Origin of the sequence: Tunturibacter empetritectus (assembly GCF_040358985.1) — a bacterium.
Classification (GTDB): Bacteria; Acidobacteriota; Terriglobia; order Terriglobales; family Acidobacteriaceae; genus Edaphobacter; species Edaphobacter empetritectus.
This window is the reverse complement of the sequence record NZ_CP132932.1, coordinates 1841418-1859726: the sequence shown is the minus strand read 5'-3', so window position 1 is coordinate 1859726 and position 18309 is coordinate 1841418. Positions and strand designations below refer to the sequence as shown.

Annotated in this window: 16 protein-coding genes; 6 read left to right on the top strand and 10 right to left on the bottom strand. The window is 58.5% G+C overall.

Features of this window, described 5'->3' with window-relative positions; genetic code table 11:
* Positions 1-217: 217 nt before the first annotated feature.
* The 4 genes from RBB75_RS07860 (at position 218) to RBB75_RS07845 (ending at position 3557) form a co-directional block, all read left to right on the top strand.
* Entirely contained in the window at positions 218-805 is a 588-nt protein-coding gene (locus tag RBB75_RS07860) for a PEP-CTERM sorting domain-containing protein (protein ID WP_257031286.1), read from the top strand.
* A gap of 210 nt (positions 806-1015) precedes the next feature.
* Complete coding sequence (locus tag RBB75_RS07855; protein ID WP_353070092.1) at positions 1016-1708, top strand: DUF2461 domain-containing protein; 693 nt, start codon at positions 1016-1018, stop codon at positions 1706-1708.
* A gap of 205 nt (positions 1709-1913) precedes the next feature.
* Positions 1914-2930, top strand: a complete 1017-nt coding sequence (locus RBB75_RS07850; protein ID WP_353070091.1) for a hypothetical protein — start codon at positions 1914-1916, stop codon at positions 2928-2930.
* Positions 2931-3113: 183 nt separating this feature from the next.
* Positions 3114-3557 carry a rhodanese-like domain-containing protein gene (locus RBB75_RS07845; RefSeq protein WP_353070090.1) on the top strand — a complete coding sequence of 148 codons (444 nt, stop codon included), beginning with the start codon at positions 3114-3116 and terminating at the stop codon, positions 3555-3557.
* 150 nt (positions 3558-3707) lie between these two features.
* Here RBB75_RS07845 and RBB75_RS07840 read toward each other — a convergent pair whose 3' ends face one another.
* The 5 genes from RBB75_RS07840 to RBB75_RS07820 form a co-directional block, all read right to left on the bottom strand.
* Positions 3708-3860 (bottom strand): hypothetical protein, encoded by a 153-nt coding sequence (locus RBB75_RS07840; protein WP_353070089.1) that lies wholly within the window; start codon positions 3858-3860, stop codon positions 3708-3710.
* 122 nt (positions 3861-3982) lie between these two features.
* Positions 3983-4891 carry a sugar phosphate isomerase/epimerase family protein gene (locus RBB75_RS07835; protein WP_353070088.1) on the bottom strand — a complete coding sequence of 303 codons (909 nt, stop codon included), beginning with the start codon at positions 4889-4891 and terminating at the stop codon, positions 3983-3985.
* 131 nt (positions 4892-5022) lie between these two features.
* Positions 5023-7302: a patatin-like phospholipase family protein gene (locus tag RBB75_RS07830; RefSeq protein WP_353070087.1), complete on the bottom strand. Its 2280-nt coding sequence runs from the start codon at positions 7300-7302 to the stop codon at positions 5023-5025.
* A 188-nt stretch (positions 7303-7490) separates the two neighbouring features.
* The gene (locus tag RBB75_RS07825; RefSeq protein ID WP_353070086.1) at positions 7491-8102 is read right to left on the bottom strand and encodes an isochorismatase family cysteine hydrolase; all 612 of its coding nucleotides are present in this window, start codon (positions 8100-8102) and stop codon (positions 7491-7493) included.
* A gap of 65 nt (positions 8103-8167) precedes the next feature.
* The gene (locus tag RBB75_RS07820) at positions 8168-9214 is read right to left on the bottom strand and encodes an LLM class flavin-dependent oxidoreductase (RefSeq protein WP_353070085.1); all 1047 of its coding nucleotides are present in this window, start codon (positions 9212-9214) and stop codon (positions 8168-8170) included.
* Between the two features lie 214 nt (positions 9215-9428).
* On the opposite strand from RBB75_RS07820, the gene RBB75_RS07815 reads away from it, so the two are divergent.
* Positions 9429-10634 (top strand): Gfo/Idh/MocA family protein, encoded by a 1206-nt coding sequence (locus RBB75_RS07815; RefSeq protein WP_353070084.1) that lies wholly within the window; start codon positions 9429-9431, stop codon positions 10632-10634.
* Between the two features lie 70 nt (positions 10635-10704).
* Here the strand turns inward: RBB75_RS07815 and RBB75_RS07810 are convergent, their stop codons facing one another.
* Both RBB75_RS07810 and RBB75_RS07805 read right to left on the bottom strand, forming a co-directional pair.
* Complete coding sequence (locus RBB75_RS07810; RefSeq protein WP_353070083.1) at positions 10705-12444, bottom strand: peptide-N4-asparagine amidase; 1740 nt, start codon at positions 12442-12444, stop codon at positions 10705-10707.
* 185 nt (positions 12445-12629) lie between these two features.
* Positions 12630-14225, bottom strand: coding sequence for an ArnT family glycosyltransferase (locus tag RBB75_RS07805; RefSeq protein WP_353070082.1), 1596 nt, complete (start codon positions 14223-14225; stop codon positions 12630-12632).
* A gap of 449 nt (positions 14226-14674) precedes the next feature.
* Here RBB75_RS07805 and RBB75_RS07800 point away from each other — a divergent pair, with 449 nt between their 5' ends.
* Positions 14675-14971, top strand: coding sequence for an HU family DNA-binding protein (locus RBB75_RS07800; RefSeq protein ID WP_158792936.1), 297 nt, complete (start codon positions 14675-14677; stop codon positions 14969-14971).
* Between the two features lie 233 nt (positions 14972-15204).
* On the opposite strand, the gene RBB75_RS07795 is transcribed toward RBB75_RS07800, so the two are convergent.
* From RBB75_RS07795 to RBB75_RS07785, 3 genes are all read right to left on the bottom strand, one after another.
* A complete protein-coding gene (locus RBB75_RS07795; protein ID WP_353070081.1) occupies positions 15205-15921 on the bottom strand; it encodes a methyltransferase family protein in 717 nt (238 codons plus the stop codon).
* Positions 15922-15945: 24 nt separating this feature from the next.
* Complete coding sequence (locus tag RBB75_RS07790) at positions 15946-17244, bottom strand: metal-dependent hydrolase family protein (RefSeq protein ID WP_353070080.1); 1299 nt, start codon at positions 17242-17244, stop codon at positions 15946-15948.
* 130 nt (positions 17245-17374) lie between these two features.
* On the bottom strand, positions 17375-18292 hold the full coding sequence (locus RBB75_RS07785; RefSeq protein WP_179640298.1) for a ParB/RepB/Spo0J family partition protein: 918 nt from the start codon (positions 18290-18292) through the stop codon (positions 17375-17377).
* Positions 18293-18309: the final 17 nt, after the last annotated feature.

The window sequence follows — 18309 nt, the reverse complement described above, 5'->3', positions numbered from 1 at the left end:
TTTATTTTCAACTTATGAAATGGCACCTAAATTAAGCCCTGTCAGCATTTGAGTCTTCTCCCTCGATGAAGAACGGCCTACCTTTTTCCTGCAAGAGTTTGCAATGTCAACATGTGGCGACGTGTTGAATACGGGGTTTATGGTGGCCCTTCGATTGCTTTTTGTTGGGAAAACATCACGACCGGGCCCTTGTACGTCATTTCAAGGAGACTCCACGATGAACAGCCTAAAACTCACAACTCTTGCACTGGGGTTTTTGCTCCCAGCTGCCGCATTCGCCACACCGGTCTGCCCAAACCTTGGGTTTGCTACCGGCTGCACTACGGTGATCACTGTAAATTCAGCTGGAACTCTCACGGCGGGGGCGGGCCCGAGCCCTTCTCCAAACTATGACGGGTCCGACGACCAGCTTGTCGGGTTCTACAATAACTCGTCTTTGACCATCAGCAGCATCAACCTCAATGGCGGGGCAGGCAATCCGATCTTCGGATTTGATGGAGACGGCATCACCACATTTGGGGATCCAGGCAATAAGTCGGATACCACAGGCTACGGTGGTCCCGACTCTAACTTCTCGAACATATCGCTGGACCTGACAAAAGGCACGGTTAATTTCGTCACTGCTATTGCCCCGGGCGGGTTCACCTACTTTGCTTTGGAAGATGCGTTTTCAGCAAGCACTCCGATCACTGGTACGGTTGGCGGCGGTGGAACCGGCGTCACTCCGGAACCAAGCACGCTGCTTCTTTTGGGAACCGGGTTAGTGGGTGTAGCAGCGAGCGTTCGGCGCCGCCTCTTTAACTAGCTAACTCTCCTCTCTTGGTATCTTTTCGAAGAGCATAGGCCTATGGCTTGTGCTCTTTTTTTGTCGAGTAAGTGATGATCTTTTGGAGGAGTTTGGGGTGGCGGAGGGCAACGCAGATTCCCTTCGGGAATGACAACAAGAAGGACAACGGCAAAGACCACAACAAAAGGGCAGCAGCAAAGGGTGACGACGAGCGGATAGGATTGAGGGATGGGGACACAGTTTTCGAATGAGGCTTTGAAGTTTTTGCGGGGGCTGAAGAAGAACAACGACCGCGAGTGGTTTGGAGAACGGAAACATATCTACGAGAAGCAGCTGAAGGAGCCGATGCTGGCGCTGATCAGCGAGGTAAATGAGGCGATGGCGGAGTTTTCGCCCGAGCACCTGCGGCCAGCGAACAAGATCCTGATGCGGATCTACCGGGACATTCGCTTCAGCAAGGACAAGCGGCCTTACAAGCATCATGTTTCGGCGTGGTGGGCGAGGGATGGTCTTCAGAAGACCTCGGGGGGCGGGTTCTATCTGCAGGTGAGTTCGACCGAGGTGTTGATAGCTGCCGGGGTATATATGCCGGAGCGGGAGCAGCTGCTGGCCATACGGCGATACCTGGTGGATCATCATCTGGAGTTCCGCAAGATTACGGCGGGGAAGAAGCTGCGGTCGCTGATGCAGGAGACCGAGACGCTTTCGCTGACGCGGCCGCCGAAGGGATTTGCTGCGGAGGATCCTGCGATTGATTTGATTATGTGCAGGCAGTGGGGATTGTCGGCTACTCTGCCGGTGGAGCGGGCTACTTCGCCCGGGCTGCTGAAGGATGTGGTGGAGCGGTTCAAGGTGGCTGCGCCTTTAATCAGGCTGCTTAATACTCCGCTGATTGGTAAGCCTAAGCGGCCTATGTTTTAAAGGCGTGTGTCCTGCCGGACAGGCTCCCTGCGCGGGAGGCGGTCACTTCGTGACTTGTGTACCTTTTCTGGGTAAGGCTGGGCGCTTCGGTCCTCCCGTTGGTCGGGTGAGACTATTCAAGACACAACTTGGCGGCTATCTTCGGGTTCGTTGCAGAAGAGCTGCCGTTGATACAGCAGCCGGTAGTTTCGTGGAGTCCAAGAACGTGAACAGCTTTGGGTCGCTGAGTTTTTCCCGCTTCAGACAGATGGCATGGCTGGGACTGGCCTCTGCATTTGTGTTGACTGGCTGCAGCAGCATACAGGTCCGGCTCGGACAGAGGATTTCTCTCGCTAAGACTCCCGTCACGTCGATAGAAGCCAGTCTCTCTAAAGATCCCGGTATTGCGCCGGGGCAGAAGGCTTCTCTGATAGCCACACTGATCGGCCCGAATGGGGCGGTGTTGGTGACGGAGGGCGCGGGAAAGGGCAAGGTTCTGTGGAAGGACCTGGCGGTCACAACCAGTGTTGTGTCGGTAAATAAGAAAGGTGTGCTATCTCTGCCTCGCGATCCCAGGGTCAGCGATGGAAAGACGGGGCATGTCACTATTACAGTGCCCAGCCAGCCAAGTGTCCGCGCCGATCTCGACGTTCCGGTCCGATACGACATCAGCTTTGTATCAAACTTCTCTGGTAGTGGTGGCTCGATCGGATTCAATGGAACCGATGGAATGAGCGGTTCGAGCGGCAGCATGGGATCTATTGATGGGAATAATCCTTCGGCTGGAGGAGACGCCACCGATGGGACCAATGGTTCGGATGGCCAGGATGGAGGATCTGGCGGCGATGGACCGTCTGTGCAGATGAGGGTTGCGTTGCGATCGGGGACTCATCCTCTGCTGCAACTGGGTGTCTCTGCCGCAGGACATAAGGAGCGTTTTTACCTGGTAGATCCGCAGGGCGGGTCGCTTTCGGTAACGAGTAGCGGAGGCGCGGGCGGGTCGGGTGGAAAGGGCGGGCGCGGAGGAAACGGAGGATCGGGCGGAATTGGAATACCCAGCGGACAAAACGGGCGCAACGGTCTGGATGGGAGAGATGGCAGCAATGGGACGGCGGGGAACGCTGGAGCGATTACCGTGATCTACGATCCGCAGACGAAGCCATTTCTGACGGCACTCCACATTGGCGGCCACGGTGGGCCGCAACCTGTGTTTGAGGAGGAAGCTGTAGCTCCACTGTGGTGACTTTATTCGAAGACAGTGTCCTGCCGGACGGGCTCCCTACGCGGGAGGCGGTCACTTCGTGACTTGTGCACCTTTTCTGGGTGGTTGGGCGCTTCGGTCCTCCCGTTGGTTGGGTTCAAATTGGCTGCGCAACAACTGGCTTTCGGTTGCGTACATCTAATCCGGCTATACGTGGAGGACAGGATGAGTTTGACTACTATTGCTGTTGTGGTGGTTTGCGTGTTGGTCCTTGGGTTTTTCGTGCGGCGGATTCTTGCCAGACGCGAGATTCGCGAGAAGAGCATTGAGCCTGAAGCTTTGTATGCGCTGCTAAAGGCGAAGAAGACTCTGCTCTACGATGTGCGCCAGCCGCTGGACTTTCTGGCGCATCCGGAGATTATTCCTGGCGCTACGCGGATCGCACCGAAGGATATTGCTGATCAGACAGCTCATTTCTCGCGTGATCAGAACTCGGTGATCTACTGCACGGGCGGCGACGAGGAGACCAGCCAGATGGTGCTGGGCAAGGCTCGTGCGCTGAACTTTACGCGGGTGAAGCTGCTGCGGGGCGGGATTGCGGCGTGGAAGGAAAAGGGCTATCCGGTGGAGGCTTACACGGAGTCCTTCCATCTGGATACGGCAACGTAGATTCGCGTTTTGTAACGGCAAAAACAAAATGCGGGGGTCTCTCCACTGCGCCGTGCGATGAGACTGCACGGCTCCGGTCGAGATGACGAATTTTCAGTCTGGGTTGAAATGACGCGCGCTTATTGGTTCCGATCGAGATAGTGCTTTTTATTAGAGTTTATTTTTTACTTCGGTCATTAGGGAACCAATCGGATTTGTGACGGCCTGCTTAGCGATGGTTCCTAACGATTCGCCTCGGCGGTACATCAGGTAGGCTGCGATGACTCCCGATGCGATGGTTGCGAACAGGATCAGCTTGCTCATGGAGCGGCGATCTTCGGTTAGTGCTAGTTCCTCTGTTTCCATGTTTCCCCCTGGTGCAATGGCTGACTATTGGATGCAGATTTGTCTGCGTGACGTGTTTACGGGGACGATCTTTTCTTTGATTAGACGAGGGGACGGAGAGCGTTGTAGCTGACGGCTACGGCTTCGAGCGAGGTCATGCCTTCGATGGGTGGATCCTGCTCGACGAAGATGTGCTGGAGGCCGGACTTTTCGGCGGCGGCGATGATGGGCTTGAAGTCGATGTGGCCGCGGCCGATCTCGGTGGGGCGATGGCTGGGGTCTACGCCGCTGGTGGTGTTGACGGGAGTGTCGGCGGGAAAGTCTTTGGCGTGCATGAGGGGATAGCGGCCGGGATATTTGGTGAAGTAGTCGATGGGGTTGTTGCCGGAGGTGACCATCCAGCCGCAGTCGAGCTCGAACTTCATTAGCTTGGGGTCGGTTTCTTTGAGGAGGATTTCGTAGCCGGTGTGGCCGCCGAAGTCGCGGAACTCGAAGTTGTGATTGTGATAGGCGTATTGGAGACCAGCCTTCTGGGCTTGCGCTCCGATCTCGTTGGCTTTGGCGGCGATCTTTTTGTAGTCGTCGAGGGTGTAGGCCTTGATCATGTCTCTCATCTTTGGCAGATCCATGCCCGTGATGGTGACTGGCAAAAGGACGGAGCTGACCGCATAGTGGGCGCCGAGGGCGTTGGCCTGATCGAGGAGCTGGGCCGTGTCGCCCATGCCGAAGAAGAGGTGGGCGCTGGGGCATTTGAGGCCGGCGTCGTTGAGCAAGGTTCGCATCTGCGCGGCGGTGATGTTCTGAAGGGGAAAGGACTCGACTTCGCGGTAGCCGATTTTTGCGAGGGCTTGCAAAGTTGCCGCGGCGTCTTTCTTCAACTCGTCCTGCACGGTGTAGAGCTGGACACCGATGGGCATGCTGGTTTCGCCGAAGGCCGAACGGAAGGGCAACAGTGAGGCGAGGCTAACGGCTGCGGACTGCTGCAGAAACAGACGGCGCGAGGGATTCATGCTTCTCCTGAGGTTGATTTGGCTTTAGTGCGGCTGCACGTGGGGCTTGTTGTTTTCTTTCGATTCGAATCGGGATAAGTCTACTTGGGTTGTGCGAAGGGGTGTCAAGGGAATAACAAAAGGGATGGCGATTAGAAGACGTGGCCGAGGCCGAACCACCACTTGCGATGGTCGTTGTTGCCGGAGGCTCCGCCGATGTAGATGGGGCCGAGGGCGGTGCGGGTGACGAGGACGAAGCTGCCGTCCCAGGCTTCGGACTCCAGTTCGTCCGCGGCGTTGAGGTTGTTGTAGACCTTGCCGCCTTCGAAGAATCCGACGGCGTAGACGCCTTCGCCGAGGAGGGGTGGGAGCTGGAAGATCTTACGCTCGTAGCCTCCTTGAAAGAGCCAATACTGGGTGCCGAGGAGCTCGTTGCGTCCGTAGGAGCCGAGGCGGAAGGGGCCGCCTAGAGGGAAGCCCTGGAGGTCGGTGACGCTGGGTGGTGCGCCGAAGGCTGTGCCTCCGCTGGCGGTGAGAAAGACAGAGGCCTTGGGGGAGAGAGGGAGATATCCGGCGACGCGGGCTTCGGCGAGGGTAAAGGGGTCGTTGCCTTTGGAGGGTTCGTGGCGTTCGACGCGGAAGAAGGTGTTGACGCCGTGGAAGGGCAGGACGGAGTTGTCGGTGTTGTAGGAGGTGAAGCGCAGGGAGGTGACACTCTGCTGTTGGGGCGGGATGGAGAGGTTGTCGAAGTCGATGCGCTTGGTGACGGAGTACCAATACTCGTCCTGGCCGAAGCGGAGTTCGGCGTTGCGCTTCCAGGTGTAGCCGGCGTCGAAGCCTACGCCGTTCTGGTTGATCTGATACTGCGAGGTCCTGGCGCCTGCGTTGTAGAAGTCGAAGCGGGTGCTGGTGGCGTAGGCGCGGGGTGCGTAGAAGAACTGGCTATGCGGGGTGAAGGGACGATAGTATTCGCTGCGGACGCCGTAGGAGTAGCCGAAGAAGATGTCGGTGCGCCACTCGGAGCGGAAGCCGCCGAGGTTCTGGAAGATGATGCGGCCGGCCATGCCGAAGAGGACATCCTGGGTGTCGGAGCCGTCGATGTTGATGGCGAGATCGAGGAAGGGCGGCCCGTTGTAGCGGGGGTAGGTGTTGATATTAAGGCCGGGGACGCCGTTGCGGTCGACCATGTTGTAGCCGGCTGCGTTGAGGGTTCCATAGCCGACGTAGCGGGTCATCTCCTGGTCGAGGAACTTTGTGTCGATAGGTTTGTTGATGGTCTGGTGGAGGCTGCGTTCAATCTCGACTGCGGCTGGAGTACTTACACCTGTTACGGTTACAAATTGCGGAGTGGGAGTTTCAGTCTTTCGTCGGGCGTTGCGCTGGGCGAGGTAGGCGGCCCATTCGGCGTCGTTGACGGAGAAGCGATCGAGGAGTTTGGCTTTGGCTTCGGAGGCTTGCACGCCTTTCGGGATAATCTCGGCAGATTTGGTGAACATGGTGCTGGTGAAGCCCTGGAGCTTGGAGCTGATGAGGATGTCCGCGGCCTGAAGGCTGCGCATCTCGTTAGCGGCGATGGCGATGCTGACGAAGTTTCCCGTGGTGGCGAGGAAGGAGCCGGGAGTGGTCTGGGGGCCGCCGGTGTTGTCGAGGTAGCTGGCGATGATGATGTCGGCTCCGTTGGCCTTGGCCACGTCGACCGGCAGATTGTCTACCGCAGCGCCGTCGGTGTAGGTGACGCCGTCGATCACGACCGGGACGAAGAGGGCGGGGATGGACATGGTGGCGCGCAGGGCGCGGGCGAGGGAGCCGTTGTCGAAGACGCGGGGGCGGCCAGTGTTCATGTTGGTGGCGACGCAGCGGAAGGGGGTGGGGAGGTCGTCGAAGGATTTCAGATTGTAGTCGGCGAGGGTGGCGGAGTCGAGGATGAGGCCAACCTGCTGGCCGGTGTTGAGGCCTTCGGGGAGAGAGAGGCCGTGGCGGAGGCCGAACTCGAGGCGGTTAGGGTACTCGACGCGATCCTGTTTGCGACGGTAGGAGAGGTCGGGAAAGGGCGTGCGGCCGCCGATGGCTCTGTCCCAGTCGATGTTCTGGATGAGGTTGCGGATCTCGTCTGGGCTGCGGCCAGTGGCGTAGAGACCGCCGACGAGTCCGCCCATGCTGGTGCCTACGATGAGGTCGACGGGGATGTGATGCTCCTCGAGATACTGGAGGACGCCGATGTGGGCGAAGCCGAGGGCTCCGCCGCCTTCGAGGACGAGTGCGACACGAGGGTGAGTTTTGGCGGCAGGTGAGGTTTCGCGGGATGGAACTGCGGGAGAGTTGGTTGATTCGGGCGTCTGACTGTGCACGATGCTGGCGACCAGGAGTGCGAAAGGCAGGAGCAAGATGTAGTTATTTCTTCGCAGCAGCGGCATTCCAAGGTCCTCCAACATCGGCAGCGCCTGGCGGTCCGGACGGGAAAGAGTTTGTGGAAGTGTGCGATCTTCCTCGCGGCAGAAGGGGTGGCCAACTGCCGCGCCCCATCAGCATCTCATCTTTTCCTTTTACGTGTTTGCTTTTTGCAATGCAGAGAGTCGAGGAGGGATGCGCTAGTGCATGCGGTCAGCCCGTGGAGAACTTTTCATGATTGTTTATCCATCTTCAATGAGGCGGCGATAAAACCCTCAGACGACAAGACCGAGCCACGTGTCGGAAAGAATCGCTGGATGAGACACTCGTGAAGCGCTGAGTCCAGGTCAGCGCAACAATCGCCGATGACCGCGAGACGGTAGTCGGCGTCAGAAGCCTCGATAAGAGTGGAGAGGACGACTCCGCTGGTCGCAATGCCGAAGAGAACCAAGGTACCGATGTCATTGGCGCGGAGAATCATAGCGAGATCGGTGCCGGCAAAGGCACTGATTCGGTGCTTGGTTATAACGATGTCATCGTCTTGCGGGGCGATGACATCTGGGATCGTTCCATGCGGTTCCAGAAACAGCTTCTGATGTTGCTCTGAGGATTTAATGGCGTTGAAGAGCGCATTTCGGGAGCTGACTTCGGGGAGTCCGGATCGAAAGCCTACCTGAATGTGGATGATGGTCATGCCTGCAGCACGAGCATGATTGAGAACACTTGCGGCTCGAGCCAGAAAGGCGTCTTTGTCCTCCCGGGTGTAGATGGAGACGATGCCGGCTTGACAATCCATGCTCAGGACGGCCGTGTGGGCCGGATCGAGGGTGAATGTGTCAGCCATACGAGACTCCCTTCAGCACACTGTACTGCCGGTCCACAATTGTAGTTGAGAGCCTTCGATCTACCTCACTTCGGCAGAGCCGGCAGAGCTTTGCGGATGATGGGGGCAACGCGGGTGCCAAGGAGTTCGATGGCGTGGAGGAGTTTGTCGTGGTGCAGAGCAGCGACGCTCATCTGGAAGCTGATGCGGGAGATGCCGCCGAGGGCTTCGTTCATCCTGAGGAGCTTTGCGGCTACGGTTTCGGGATCGCTGACCATCAGAGCGCCGGTGGGTCGGCGCAGCGCCTCGAACTGGCTGCGGGTGACTGGCGGCCAACCGCGCTCTCTGCCGATCTTGGTGAAGGCTTCGGCATAGCCGGGGAAGAAGTCGTCGGAGGCTTGCTGGTCGGTATCGGCTACGTAGCCGAGCGCGTGGATGCCGACTTTGAGCGAGTCGGGAGCGTGGCCTGCGCGCTTTCCGGCCTCACGGTAGAGGTCGATGAGAGGACGGAAGCGGTGGGGTTCTCCGCCGATGATGGCGACCATGAGGGGCAGGCCGAGCATGCCGGCGCGGGCGAAGGACTCCGGGGTGCCACCAACGCCCAGCCAGACGGGCAGCGGATTTTGCAGCGGGCGCGGGAAGACTCCCTGACCGGTGAGTGCGGCGCGATGCTTGCCGGACCAGCGAATGTTGTTTTCCTTGCGGAGGGCGAGGAGGAGATCGAGCTTTTCGGCAAAGAGGTCGTCATAGTCTTCGAGCTTGAGGCCGAACAAGGGGAAGGACTCGATGAAGGAGCCGCGGCCTGCGACGATCTCGGCTCGGCCGCCGGAGATGAGGTCGAGGGTTGCGAACTCCTGGAAAACGCGGACTGGATCGGCGGCGCTGAGGACGGTGACGGCAGAGGTGAGGCGGATGGTTTTGGTGATGGACGCCGCGGCGGCGAGGATCACGGCGGGGGCGGAGTCGAGGTACTCGGTGCGGTGATGCTCGCCGAGGCCGAACTGGTCGAGGCCTACCTCATCGGCGAGCTTAATCTCTTCGAGGAGATGGGCGATGCGCTGCTGCGCGGTGACGGTCTGACCGGTGATGGGATCTGGAACGAGTGCTGCGAAGCTGTCAATGCCGATCTGCATCGGTTTTCCCCTCAGAGTTGATTTGTCTCCTATGGTTGATGCGATGGTGGGGGATTTGATTCAGGGTTGCGCGGCGGACAGGTTGCAAAGCGGGTCGGGAGAGTTTAGGAAAAGACGAAGCCGATTTTTGATGCGGCGGAAGTGAGTTTCTTTCTCTGTATGTGCACGAATGTAAGACGACAACGTTGGCTATTTGGGCAGCATCACACGCCCTATGACGCTTGTTGCCTCTTCTCGCAGAAGCTTTCTTCGCTCCGCAGCAGTAGCGGGTGCAGTGGCGACTGCGGGTTTCGCACAACAAAGCGAACGAAGGCCAAATGAAGAAAATGAGGTCCAGCTGTCGCAGATTCACGGACCTTCGGAACAAAAAGAGAGCACACCGGGGCCGTTTCTTCCAGAGGACAGGCGCGTCGGCTTTGCGATTGTTGGCCTGGGCCGTTTGTCGCTGAATCAGATTCTGCCTGCGTTTGGTTCGTCAGAGTATTCGAAGCCGGTGGCGCTGGTGAGCGGCGATCGCGCGAAGGCGGCCAAGATTGCGGCGCAGTATGGTATCAACGGCTCCGCGATTTATGGATATGCAAACTATGAGGAGCTTGCGAAGAATCCCGAGGTGAAGGCGATCTACATTGTGCTGCCGAACGGGATGCACGAGGAGTACGTCGTGCGCGGTGCCAAGACCGGGAAACACATTCTGTGCGAGAAGCCAATGGCGACCAGCAGCAAAGAGGCGGAGCACATGATTACTGCGTGCAAGCAGGCGAAGGTGAAGCTGATGATTGCGTATCGTCAGCAGTACGAACCGCACAACCGTGCGTTGCGGCAGCTGGTGACGGAGGGCAAGCTGGGGGAGCTGCGCGGGTTTGTATCTTCGAACTCGCAACAGGAGGGAGACCCGACGCAGTGGCGATTGAAGCGTTCGCTCTCTGGAGGCGGGTGCCTGCCGGATGTTGGGCTTTACTGTTTGAACGCAGCGCGGTTCCTCTCCGGCGAAGAGCCGACGGAGGTGATGGCGCAGACCTGGCAGCCTAAAGATGATCCGCGGTTCGTTGAGGTGGAAGCTAGCTGTAGCTTCAGCTTGAGATTTCCGAGCGGGTACACCGCGACCTGCACGACGAGCTATGACGTGCACAAGAGCCAGTTTCTACGGGTGGAAGGAACAACAGCGTGGGCGGAGATGTCGCCTGCGTTTGCGTATCACGGGAATAAGTTGAAGTGGTCCCATTTGGACGGGGAGCATGAGAATGAGATTGCTCCGCAGATTGAAGAGAAGGATCAGTTCGCGTTGGAGATGGATCACTTTGCGGAGTGCATTCTGGAGGGCAAGGAGCCGAAGACTCCAGGAGAAGAGGGGCTGCGAGACCATCGGGTGATGGAAGCGATCTATGAGTCGGCGCGAACCGGCAAGAGGGTGAAGCTCTAGAGGGTGTCGCTCGTCCACCGCGCGAGTTGCACGATGGACGAGAGGACAGGTGCGGGTTTGCGCTTAATTGCTAGAACCAGTGGTCGTGGTCGTGGCAGCCTTTGTTGTCGGTGACGGAGGTTAGCTTCTGGTTGGCGGCGGTGAGTGACCTGCTGTAGCAATCGCCGAGGGAGTCGTTGCTGCGGTAGGAGGCGCTGGAACTGCCTACTCCGGGCGCCGTTACGTTGAAGCTGGCGTCGAACTGCAGCGTGTCTTGCGAGTTGACCTGCTCTTTGGCGCTGGACTGGAAGTATTGGAAGCCGTTGAGGGACTTCGCCTCGTTGTGGAGGTCCTGCTGGTTGGAAGAGACTACCTGAGTGAAGGTGCCGTTGGGATTGTTGAGGAAGGAGTAGTCGAGTGTGAGCGGGAAGGAGATGTGCTTCGAGGTCTTCTCGACGAGGAAGCCATCCCGGGTTGTGGTCTCAGAGTCTACGGTGCTGGTTTGGACGAGGTTCTGAATCTCGGGGCCGTTGGCTACGTTGACGTCGAAGGTCTGCGCGCTGAGGAAGTTTACTTTTTGTGCGACGGTAGTTTCGACGCGGCCGTGTGAGGTGTTGACGTATCCCGTGATGGAGAAGGTGCGGTTGGAGCCTACGTTGACGGTGCCGGTGGTGGTGCCGCTGGAGTCGGTGGAGAGGTTCTGGACGATCTCGGGATTGGGTGCGGCGGTGAGGGTGTTGCTGAGGACTCCGCCTGAGACTTCTTTGCTGCCGTGGTCGGTATAGACGAGCACATTGGCGGTGGAGAGGAAGTATCCGTTGGCGTTATAGACGCTGACCGCTACGGTGTGCTGGCTGCCGTCTGCGAGGAGTCCGGCGAAGGGTGTGAGGTCAACACGGTAGGGCTTGAAGTTGAGGGTCTGGACGCCGGTGATGGGCTCCCACAGGTAGGGGTCGAGGCCGCCGGTGTAGATCCAGGGATAGACGGGAGCGACGCCAGCGGCTTTACCGTCGATGGAGATCTCGGTCTCGCGAAAGGCGGTGTTGCCGCAGGTTTCGAGCTCGCCTGCGACCGGGGTGGGGACGCAGAGATACCAGAACTCGTCACCGATCTGGCTCTGAGAGATGACGTCAAGGTAGACCTTCTCTACGTTGCGCGGAAGGTTCAAGGTTGCGGTCGCCTGATCGGTGGTGGTGTTGAGGGTGACGGGGCCGTTGCCGGAGCTGACGGGGACGATGACGTCAGGCGTGACGGGCGCGGGGGCCTGCCAGGAGGCGGGGTAGAACTCGAGCTCGGCGCTGGCGTAGATGATGCCGGTGTAGGTGGAGTTAACTACGTTGCCGATGGAGGCGAGGCCGGTCTGCGGAGATTTGAAGAGTGCGGTGAGGTCGGTGAGGTCGCGCTCGATGTGCCAGGAGGGGCTGAGGGCGGCGCGGGGTTCGGCGGTGGTGCCGTAGAAGATGTTGGTGTCGCCGAGATAGAACCAGGCGCTGCGATCAAACTGGCGGCCGGCGGTGACGGTGAAGTCGGCGGTGAGGACCACCTTGGCCCACGGGCCGGGGCAGGCTGAGGGTGGAGCATAGGTGAGGGGCGCTCCGTTGAAGTTCTCAAAGGCCGCGTTGCTGAGAAGCGAGACGACGCAGGGTTTGGTGTGGGGACGGGAGACGAGAGGCTCGGCGGTGACTGGGTTCGAAGAGCCTACCTGCGGAGTCGGTGGAACAGGAACGACCTGCGCAGAGGCGGTGACGATGGCGAGCGATGCGAGGAGAAGGAGTTTTGAGACGGACGAGAGGGGACCAGCGGCGCGCGAGGGGGAGAATGCTTTGTGCATGGACTTCGCTCCTTGGGTTTACTGCGGAGGAAGATATCACATACTGATTGCGGGTGAATATTCGGGGGAACCAGTAAACAAGTATGGGTCAGTTGCGCTTGGCCAGTTATGGTCGGGTGAAAGAACAATTAGTAAACAAAAGCCGCCTTCTCAGGACCATTCTGTGATTTCGAGCGCATTGCTTGCTAGTCGTAATGCTTTTCGTCAGACCAGAGAAACTGAGCATCCGCTCGCCGGTTGCGAAGGAGGTATACGTTCTTGTGTTCGTAGGGCATCGCGTAAGGACTATTCAGATGGCCAAGCACCATGACACTGTAGTATTTCTGGCCGATCTCCTCAGGCGTATCGCCTATGACGGCGATGCTTATGTTGGGATCGCAATGATGTGATCCCCAGAGATAGTAGGTGTTGTGGCCACTGATCGCCGGCGGAAGGTCGGCATGCTGCAGACGATTGAAGAAATCGATGGAGCCTGCCTCTCCATAGTTATTGCCGAAGATGCACACATGCTGCTGTTGCTCAGGCGTCAGTGAACGGTAGCCGGCAATGACGATACTGGCTTCCTGCTGCCAGCCGAAGCGATCGGCAAAGAACTGAGGCAAAGGGCCGGTTGCGGCCCTTTCAGTGTTGTTGTGGGGGAGATGCAGGGCCGTCGTGTAGCGCACCCAGGTTTGCGGCTTTAGCACAGGCGAGGCCATGGGTAAAACAATGGCTGTAGTGACAACGAGCAATGCTTCAAACACAGGAAACGCAAAAATGCTTGAGCGCTGCACAAGCCGAGAAGCTGCAAAGCGGTGTTCCCAGGCAATGGCACCAGCAGCAAAGAACGCGGGATACACTGGGGCCAGATAGTAGTCCTTCGCATGGCTAAGGAAGGCCATCGCGAAGAAGAAGATAAACGCGAGCCCAAGCCAGCGACCACGGGGGATGGACTTGCTGCGCAGAAGCGCGATAACGCCGGTGACCCACAGCAGTGCGTTCACCGGCTGCATGTTGGCAAACTGCGCAAGAAAGAACGCCAACGGCCCCAGCGTAACGTTCTTATGGTGCACCGTGCCGTTGTGCAGAAATTCAGCCATGGGCCAGTGATTTCCGTACTGCCACGCGACATAGGGCAGCGGGATGATAAGCATCAGGAGAATGCCAATCAAGGCCCATCGCGAGAAAAGCACCCGACGTTCCGGTGTGCACAATAGCCCCAGGAGAAGCGCAACAAGAAACATAGGCATGGACGGTTTGTTGAGGATTCCAATGCCGCTGACAATGCCAAGCATGGGCCACCAGAAGCGTTCAGGGCGCCCGTTCTGCATCAGAACGAGCGCCAGTATGCAAAACGTCCAGAACATCGGCTCGAACGAGTTCATCGAGAGAAAACCATCGGCGCCGATGTACTGCGGGCAGCAGATCAGTCCGAGCATGGCCAGCGCCTGCGCAGACCGGCGACCACCGAGAGCCCAGGCGACCAGACCACCGAGGAACACCATGATCGCGCCCGCGATTGCGGAAAAAATGCGGATGGCAAAGAGCGAATCGCCAAATAGTAGCTCGCCCAACCTCGCCTGCACCGCGACCACCGGACCGTGGTCCACATAGCCCCAGGCCAGGTGCCGCCCGCAGGCGATGTAGTAAAACTCGTCCCGGAAGTAACTGTAGCCAATCTTCTGCGTGTACAGAGTGAGTCCGAAGGTGAGCAGTAGTTTGACGCTCGCAAAGATAACAGCAAGCCGTAGAGCGGATTTGACGGCCGGATCGCCGGGGTACGCGTCGCTTGTACTGGTCATAGACTTTGGTTACGTATTTCGGCGTTGTCAGGTTCCGAACTGCGTATGGCATCTCTCAGGTGCCTTATTTTATTTCTATTAATCGCTACGCAAATGAGAGATTTTGGGGCAAAAAAGATTCGTCCCTAAACGCACCTCGCGTCACTGGGACTGAATAGATCGACTGGTTAACCTGCGCGTAGAATCAGGGATTTTCTTGGTTATTTATGAGAAAAATGTACCTGTTTTCGAACAAAACCGAGAAAAACCGGAAAAAACCTGTGGAAACCGAAGAAAGGGAGTTGACAAAGCGCGCGGAAAGGCTGAAGGTGAATTGCGGTACGGTTCTCCGCACCCGCATGAACACTGGTGATTTCGCATTGCAAAACTGGATGCGGTTTACGAAATCTTTATGCGGGCAAGGCGAGCAGACCTTAGAATTCTATTTCGAAAGCAAGAAGGAGCAATACATGGCAAAGGGAATGACAAAGACAGCGCTGGTTCGCCACCTGGCGGAGAAGCTCGAACTGACCAACAAGCAGACCGCAGGTTTCCTGGAACTGTTGGCAGAGACCGCAGTCAAAGAGACCAAGAAGAATGGCGAGTTCACCATTCCTGGTATCGGCAAACTGGTAAAGGCAGAGCGCAAGGCGCGTCTTGGCCGCAACCCGCAGACGGGTGAGACCATCAAGATCAAGGCCAAGACCGTGGTGAAGTTCCGCGTGGCCAAGGTCGCCAAGGACACGATCGCACCGGTAAAGAAGTAGTTCGACAGCGACGCTCGCGTGCGCCAGTTGGTGCGATGGTGTCGCAGAATTAGGCCCTCCCCGATTGACGCGCCTCAGAGTTTAGGCTGCTGAAGCGCGAGAAAGACTAACCCGCTGTGTCCACGATCTGATCGTGTGGCGCGGCGGGTTTCCCCTTTATGGGCGAGAACTGCAAAGGCGTGCTGCGCGCACGGCGCGATCTGCCATCGAGGCTGACGCGTCTTCGACGCCTTCTAGCGCTTGGGGAGGAAGGCGCGGACGATGAGGGAGAGGCCGAGTGAGATGAGGACCCCCTTGATGATGAGCACAGAGTTGTAGCGCCAGCCGAGCGCCGCGAAGGAGATGGCGACACCCCACATGTAGATCTCGGAGAGGAATGCAGTGGGCCATGATGGGCGCATTGGGGATGCGGGGATGCGTGCAGTGAGCGATGGAAAGAGGCGTGGGACCTTGGCGCAGTAGTCTAGATAGGGGGCGCCGAGTTTTGCGGTGAGGAAGGACTCCTCTGCGAAGATGAGACGCAGCTGGAAGAGAACGATGGCGACGATGCAGAAGATGGCTCCGCTGGGCTGCATGAGGAGTGCGAGGGCGAAGGTGTGGAAGAAGGTGCCGAGGTAGAGCGGATTGCGAAGATAACGATAGGGACCGGCCGCTACGACGCTTTCGCTGTGCATCGCACCAGCTCGAGCGATGGAGGGATCAAGGTACGCTGAGCCCCATGTGCGCAGGAACGCACCGGCGACAGCGCAGAAGATGCCGAGAACAAGAACCATGATGGTGGCAGCGCTGAAGCTGAGCCATCCACTGCGCGCGGGCCATGCGGCGAGGTACTGCCAGGTGCGGATGGAGTCCAGGTGCAACAGACTGTTCCACGGGGCGATGAATCCGAGCAAATAAATGACGATGCCGATGATGAAACGAAGACGAAACTCAAGAGCTGAGGCTTTCATATTGATCCGGCGATTTCTTTCCTGCTACTTGTGTGTCTCGTCTTTGTAGACAACGCCGGACTTCATGACGAAGGGGACGTGCTGGAGGAGTTTGACGTCTTTGAGCGGGTCGCCGTCGATGGCGATGAGGTCGGCCCACTTGCCGGGATCGATGGAGCCGACGCGATCGGTCCATCCCATGAGGTCGGCGGCGTTGAGAGTGCCGGTCTGAATGCCTTGCAGGGGAGACATGCCGAACTGATTGACGTAGACATCGACCTCATGCGCGTTGAGTCCGTGCGGATAGACGGCGGCGTCGGTGCCGAGGGCGATCTTGACGCCGGACTGAATGGCATGGCGGATGTTCACCTTCTCGACTGCACTGACGTCCTTCATCTTCTGAGCGTAGATGGGAGGAAGGTTCGCATATTGTTGCGCCCAATCGATGAGATACGCCGTCGGGACGAGGTAGGTGCCCTTCTTCTTCATGAGGGCGATGTCCTCGTCGTTGATGTAGCTGCCGTGTTCGATGGAGTCGACGCCTGCTTCGGTGGCGAAGAGGATGCCTTGCGCTCCGTGTGCGTGGGCTGCGACCTTGCGCCCGAGACGGTGTGCGTCAGCTACGATGGCCTGCATCTCTTCGAGGGTGTACTGCGATGCCTGCGGGTCGTCGCCCTTGGAGAGGACGCCGCCGGTGGCTCCGATCTTGATGAGGTCGGCGCCGTACTTGATGTTTTCGCGGACCTGATGCTGAACGGCGGGGATGCCGTCGGCTACGCCCTGGCCGTGGACGTGGTACTCGTACGGGAGAAGGTTCTCGTCCATGTGTCCGCCGGTGATGCCGAGGGCGGGGCCGGAGACTTGCATGTGCGGGCCGGGGATGTGGCCTGCGTTGATCTCATCGCGGAGGGCGACATCGGTGAAGTCGTTCGCGCCTACATTGCGCACCGTGGTGAAGCCGGCTTCAAGCGTGACCTTTGCATTTTCGACCCCGATGATCGCCTCTTTGGCAGGAGTCATGGAGAGTTCGTAGTACGGGTCGAAGTTCGTCGCCATGGTGAGGTGGGTATGCACGTCGATGAGGCCGGGCATGACGGTGTATCGAGTGAGGTCGATCTCGGTGTCACCGGCTTGCTTCGGCGTGGTGGCCGTGGGTGCGATAGCGGTGATGCGATCGCCGGTGACGATGATGGTCTGCGCGGCAGGCTCGGCTCCGGTCTTTACGTCGAGGAGATGACCGGTGCGGAGGAGAATGCGGGGTGTCGTTTGGGCGTGGATGCTGAGAAAAGCAATTTGTAACAAAAAAAGGAATAAATATAGTTTCACGGGATGGACTTGACGCATGTGGAGTCTCCTGACGTGTCTGCGAGAGTCTTCGGTGTTTGTTGGGGTGCTTGTTTGAGTGCTTGTCCAGCGCGGCCCGAATTATTAGTGCCTTGATCTTTAGTGCATGCCCGAGACTACTGGCCGCCTACTACTGTCCGCCTAGCGCGGTGAGGATGGAGTCGAAGTCTTCGAGGCCGGAGTACTCGATGATGACGCGGCCTTTGCCCTTCTTGTCCTCGATGCGCACTTTGAGGCCGAGGGAGCGACGCAGGCGGTCCTGGGCTTCGCGGACGTTGGGGTCTTCGGGCTGCGCGTCGGCCTTGGACTCCTTCTTCTCCTTTGCCTCGGGGTTGATAAGGCCCTGGACGTAGCTTTCGGTCTGACGGACGGAGAGCGACAGCGCCATCACCTTTTGGGCGGCTGTGGTGATGGCTTCGGGCGAATCGAGCGCGAGGAGGGTGCGGGCATGGCCGAAGGAGAGATCGCCGGACTCCACTTTTTGCTGGACCGATTCCGGTAAACGCAACAAACGAAGGAAGTTAGCTACACTTGCTCGCTCTTTGCCGGTGCGGACGGCCATCTGCTCCTGGGTCATCTTGAAGTCGCTGCTTAGGCGTTGGTAGGCGCGGGCCTGTTCGATGGGGTTGAGATCGGCGCGCTGAAGATTTTCGACGATGGTCATCTCGAGCGTCTGCTCGTCCGAGACCTGACGCACGATGGAGGGGATGGTGGTCTTGTTTGCTTTTTTACTGGCCAGCCAGCGGCGCTCGCCGGTGATGAGCTGATAGCGGCCTCCGCTAAGTGGCCTCACGACAATGGGTTGCACTACGCCTGAGGCAGCGATGGACTGCGCCAGTTCGGCTAGCTTGGCCTCGTCGAAGTGGCTGCGCGTCTGGAAGGGGTTGCGTTCAATCTGGTCGAGTGGGATCTCGAGCGGCTTGCCGGTTGGCTCTGAGATTTGTGCTGCGGCTGCAGAGAGTGATACAGGTGCAGGACGCTGGGGGAGGAGAGATTCAAGGCCCTTGCCCAGGGCGCGACGTTTGGGATCTGCGGTGGCGGTTGGCATCGTTTGTGACTTTCTGT

Coding starts and splice junctions, on each gene's coding strand:
- RBB75_RS07860 (WP_257031286.1), top strand. CDS start 218: ATGAACAGCCTAAAACTCACAACTCTTGCACTGGGGTTTTTGCTCCCA.
- RBB75_RS07855 (WP_353070092.1), top strand. CDS start 1,016: ATGGGGACACAGTTTTCGAATGAGGCTTTGAAGTTTTTGCGGGGGCTG.
- RBB75_RS07845 (WP_353070090.1), top strand. CDS start 3,114: ATGAGTTTGACTACTATTGCTGTTGTGGTGGTTTGCGTGTTGGTCCTT.
- RBB75_RS07840 (WP_353070089.1), bottom strand. CDS start 3,860: ATGAGCAAGCTGATCCTGTTCGCAACCATCGCATCGGGAGTCATCGCA.
- RBB75_RS07835 (WP_353070088.1), bottom strand. CDS start 4,891: ATGAATCCCTCGCGCCGTCTGTTTCTGCAGCAGTCCGCAGCCGTTAGC.
- RBB75_RS07830 (WP_353070087.1), bottom strand. CDS start 7,302: ATGTTGGAGGACCTTGGAATGCCGCTGCTGCGAAGAAATAACTACATC.
- RBB75_RS07825 (WP_353070086.1), bottom strand. CDS start 8,102: ATGGCTGACACATTCACCCTCGATCCGGCCCACACGGCCGTCCTGAGC.
- RBB75_RS07820 (WP_353070085.1), bottom strand. CDS start 9,214: ATGCAGATCGGCATTGACAGCTTCGCAGCACTCGTTCCAGATCCCATC.
- RBB75_RS07815 (WP_353070084.1), top strand. CDS start 9,429: ATGACGCTTGTTGCCTCTTCTCGCAGAAGCTTTCTTCGCTCCGCAGCA.
- RBB75_RS07810 (WP_353070083.1), bottom strand. CDS start 12,444: ATGCACAAAGCATTCTCCCCCTCGCGCGCCGCTGGTCCCCTCTCGTCC.
- RBB75_RS07805 (WP_353070082.1), bottom strand. CDS start 14,225: ATGACCAGTACAAGCGACGCGTACCCCGGCGATCCGGCCGTCAAATCC.
- RBB75_RS07800 (WP_158792936.1), top strand. CDS start 14,675: ATGGCAAAGGGAATGACAAAGACAGCGCTGGTTCGCCACCTGGCGGAG.
- RBB75_RS07795 (WP_353070081.1), bottom strand. CDS start 15,921: ATGAAAGCCTCAGCTCTTGAGTTTCGTCTTCGTTTCATCATCGGCATC.
- RBB75_RS07790 (WP_353070080.1), bottom strand. CDS start 17,244: ATGCGTCAAGTCCATCCCGTGAAACTATATTTATTCCTTTTTTTGTTA.
- RBB75_RS07785 (WP_179640298.1), bottom strand. CDS start 18,292: ATGCCAACCGCCACCGCAGATCCCAAACGTCGCGCCCTGGGCAAGGGC.